The following is a 3,866-nucleotide window of genomic DNA, read 5'->3' on the forward strand; positions in this document are numbered from 1 at the left end:
AACTCACTACCGCATAATACACATTTTTTTTTAACATCTTCCATAGCTAATCCTTTCAATTCGCCATTGGCGAATTTTTTATTTAAACCTAAAAGTTACCTTAAAATCTTTATCTAACATAAGATATGCACTAAATGTACCGCTTCCGTCTTTTTTCTTAAAGCCTTTAAGCTTTGCCGTAATCCAGAAGAGAACGTGCAGCACCTTCCGGAATGGTTTTTCCTGAGATTTTTTTCCATATAACAAATCCGCACCCGTCCTTACCAAAGTAATGGAATATGACATTTTTAAGGAAATAAAAGCAAGATTAAGTATGCCCGATTTAGTTCAGGGATACGGAATTGAAATCAACCGCAGAGGTTACTGTTTATGCCCCTTTCATGCCGAAAAAACTCCCAGTATGCACATTATGGAAAAGGGTTATTATTGCTTTGGCTGCGGCGAAGGCGGAGATCATATTAAATTCGTTCAAAAACTTTTCAACCTCGAAAATCCCCTTGACGCTGCTAAGAAAATTAATGAAGATTTTGGTCTGGGACTTGATCCCAATCACAAACCTACTAAAGAAGAATTTATTTCAGCCAGAAAAATTGTGACTGAACGTCAAGAATTTGAAAGAGAAGAAAATATTGCTTTCAACGCTTTTAGCGATTATTTCAAGATTCTGCGTGACTACGGAAGAATCTATGCTCCGCAGTCTGAAAGTGAGATACTTGATAAACGCTTTATTGAATATCTTCATAATTTTGAACGTATCGACTATACAGTCAACAGAATGATCGAACTAATGCACAATCCCATGAATGAGCGTAAGGAATTTCTCAAGGATAATGAAGATTACCTTGTTACTGTTGCCGAAAGACTTCTTGAAATTAGACATGAAAATCGTCAGCAGGAAAACGAAATTCAAACTGAACAAACACAAATCAGCAATTCTTCTCACAAGGAAAGTCCTGTACATAAAACTATCGTTATAAATGCATTCGGCGGTCCCGGCGCAGGTAAAACCACCGCTTGTCTGGACATTACTTCAATGCTGAAAAAACGTGGATTTGTAGCGGAATATGTTCAGGAATATGCCAAAGAATTGGTATGGGATAAAAATTTTGAAATGCTTGACGGCAGTGAAAAGAATCAAAAAATTATTCTGAAAGAACAACAAAAGCGTATGGATAAGCTTATGGGAAAGGTTGATTTCATTGTTACGGATGCCCCACTGCTTTTAAACACCATTTATCTTAATTCTCCCGATAAAACAGCTTATACAAAAGAAATATTAGACAGATTCAATAAATATGATAATTTTTGCTTTGTTGTTGAACGTAATACGGCAGTCTTTGAACAGGAAGGCAGAATTCAAAATCTGGAACAGTCAATTGAAAAAGACAATGATATTACCAAACTGCTCAAAGATAATAATATATATTTCAAAACATACAATCATGAATCTTTGAATAAGGTTGCTGAAAATGCTGTACGTACACACGAACGCATTACAGGTATAAAGAAAGAAATTCCCATCGGTGAAAGAATTCAATCTGCTAAAGCTGTCGGTGATATTATCGGTAATACTCCGTACAAGGCAATATCGGACAAGTCTTATTTGAAATACTCAAACGCTATTGCTTCTCAGATTGCAGATAAGCTTCAGCAAAATAATGTTGCATTCTCCGGCAGGGTTTATTCAAACCTTACAACATTTACAGTGAATAAAAAAGACTTGGATAAGCTTCGCAGTATTGCAGAAAATTTAACCAGAAGTTTTACAGACAGACACCGTCCGCAGCTTATCCCCTCTTTTAAACAGCAAAAAACTATCCAAAAACAAATGACCGCTGCACCACTGCAGCAGTCATGTAATAAATTTACATTATGATTTAATCTTCATAATGACCTTTACAGGAAATAATCCATAAGTTTCCATTATCAATATTATATACAAGACGATTTGCATGATCAATACGTCTGCTCCATGCTTTTCTGTATTTTAACGGTTCAGGATGACCAATGCCGTTTGATAATCCATTTCGTTCTATATCTTTAACCAACTCATTAATTTTTTTTACAACTTTTTTATCCTGAAGCTGCCAATACAAATAATCGTCCCACGCACGGTCTGACCATAGCTTATTCATCGTTCACCTCAATCAGTTCGTGAGACTGCCCATTACCGGAAGAAAGCTGTTCAATTGACCTATCAAGCATTGCAAGATACTCAGCATTTCTTGCTGCTTTTTGCAAAGCATTCCATTCTTCCAGACTAATAAGAACTACATTTTTCTCTCCCTTACGAGTAACAATAACCGTTTCAGATTCATCGGTTACTTTATCACAGTAGGTTTTTAAATTCTCACGAATTGTCGAATAATTAACTGCTAACATATTATCATCTCCCATTATAAAAGTACGCTTTTTTGTACAATTTATTGTACCATATTATTATATGTTTGTCAATAGAAATTTAATCAAAAAAAGAAAGGAACATCTATGAAACTAAAAAAACTATTAACAATATTAACCTCCGGAGTAATAATACTCTGCTGTTCATGTTCAGAAAAAAGCAAGAAACAAGAAAAAGATATGAGCTTTGCTGAAAGTCCTGAAATCATGGTTTGCAGGGTAATCGACGCTATTGCTTCAGATGATGAAGCTGCATACAACAACTGCTGTTCAGGAATTGAAAATTCATATAATCAGTCGTTTGATGACATATATGAAAAATACGCCATGCAGTGCCGTGAATTCGGTATTGATTATAAAACAAAGCGCAGCGCTGAAGATTTTAATTTGTACATATACAACGATAAGCGGGATACCGAAGGTTTCGTTTCATTCGTCGCATATCTTGAAGATTCAGAACTTGTTAAATTCCATATCAAAACTCAGTATGACATAAATAAAAAAGGGTACTGTATTGAAGAAATAATCCCCAGAAATGCAGGTGAAGCAGCTGCGCAGCAGTCATACATAAAGGAAAATTATAGCTCAGTCGATATTGACAATATAGATTATAAATGAAAGGTATGGTATAATGGAATTCAGAAGAATAAGAGAAATAAAAGAATCTGTCAAATCCGAAAAAGAAAAGCTTTCCGATACTCAGTACTGGATGAAATTTTTGCAGACATCTTCTTATCACTACAAGCATTCATTTGACGATCAGATAATGATTAATCTGCAAAACCCTCAGTTTACTGCATGTTCGGACGCACGTTCATGGCGAAGTCTCAGCCGTGAGCCGCAGGGACACGGTGTTCCTACATTACATAACGGAAAAATACGTTATTTATTTGACATCACCCAGACGTCCGCACCGGAAGGTACTCCCCTGCCTTGGGTCTGGGAAATCAATGACAGTCAGCTGAATATTGATTACAGCGAATCAGTTTCCAAACATCTCACTGAGAAATATAATCTGGATTCTGAAACTCTGGAGGAACAGATATATGATATTACTCTTATGTGTACGGCAAAGTATTTAAATGATGATAAATCAAACTTATACAAAGTAGTTGCAGAATCTGCCGCATATTCGATACTTTACCGCTGCTGTCCGGGAGAAGCACAGCCATCGCCCAAAAACCTTACCGGATTAAGTAAATATCCCATTGAAGAAATTGGACAGGCTGTAACAGAAATTTCAAAAAGTATTTTTCTTGAAATTGAAAGTATTGTAAGAAACACAAGGCATAATGCAATTGAAGAAATCAGGAGGAACGAACATAATGAAACAAGAGAAAATGATAGACGGAGTGAGACACGTTCTGAACCCCAAGACAGGGGAATATCTTCCGGATACGGAAATCTTAAAGGGATGGACGTACGTTCTGGACGAGGAGAATTTCCGGTATTATCCGATTTATCTG

General features: G+C 36.2%; 6 protein-coding genes. 3 read left to right on the forward strand and 3 right to left on the reverse strand.

Going from position 1 to position 3,866, the window contains the following annotated elements; translation table 11 throughout:
* Positions 1-78: 78 nt before the first annotated feature.
* The gene (locus OCV67_RS12675) at positions 79-246 is read right to left on the reverse strand and encodes a hypothetical protein (protein WP_178085159.1); all 168 of its coding nucleotides are present in this window, start codon (positions 244-246) and stop codon (positions 79-81) included.
* A 25-nt stretch (positions 247-271) separates the two neighbouring features.
* On the opposite strand from OCV67_RS12675, the gene OCV67_RS12680 reads away from it, so the two are divergent.
* Positions 272-1,876, forward strand: a complete 1,605-nt coding sequence (locus OCV67_RS12680; RefSeq protein ID WP_147644307.1) for a CHC2 zinc finger domain-containing protein — start codon at positions 272-274, stop codon at positions 1,874-1,876.
* 1 nt (position 1,877) lies between these two features.
* Here the strand turns inward: OCV67_RS12680 and OCV67_RS12685 are convergent, their stop codons facing one another.
* Entirely contained in the window at positions 1,878-2,135 is a 258-nt protein-coding gene (locus OCV67_RS12685) for a Txe/YoeB family addiction module toxin (protein WP_147644308.1), read from the reverse strand.
* A complete protein-coding gene (locus tag OCV67_RS12690; RefSeq protein ID WP_147644309.1) occupies positions 2,128-2,382 on the reverse strand; it encodes a type II toxin-antitoxin system Phd/YefM family antitoxin in 255 nt (84 codons plus the stop codon). Before OCV67_RS12690 ends, OCV67_RS12685 begins: the two co-directional genes overlap by 8 nt.
* A 105-nt stretch (positions 2,383-2,487) precedes the next feature.
* Between OCV67_RS12690 and OCV67_RS12695 the strand changes: the two genes are divergently transcribed.
* Both OCV67_RS12695 and OCV67_RS12700 read left to right on the forward strand, forming a co-directional pair.
* On the forward strand, positions 2,488-3,018 hold the full coding sequence (locus OCV67_RS12695; protein ID WP_147644310.1) for a hypothetical protein: 531 nt from the start codon (positions 2,488-2,490) through the stop codon (positions 3,016-3,018).
* Positions 3,019-3,031: 13 nt separating this feature from the next.
* Positions 3,032-3,866: hypothetical protein (locus OCV67_RS12700; RefSeq protein ID WP_178085161.1), on the forward strand; the 835-nt coding region annotated here is incomplete at its 3' end.

Origin of the sequence: Porcipelethomonas ammoniilytica (assembly GCF_025567485.1) — a bacterium.
In the GTDB taxonomy this organism is placed as follows: Bacteria; Bacillota; Clostridia; order Oscillospirales; family Ruminococcaceae; genus Porcipelethomonas; species Porcipelethomonas ammoniilytica.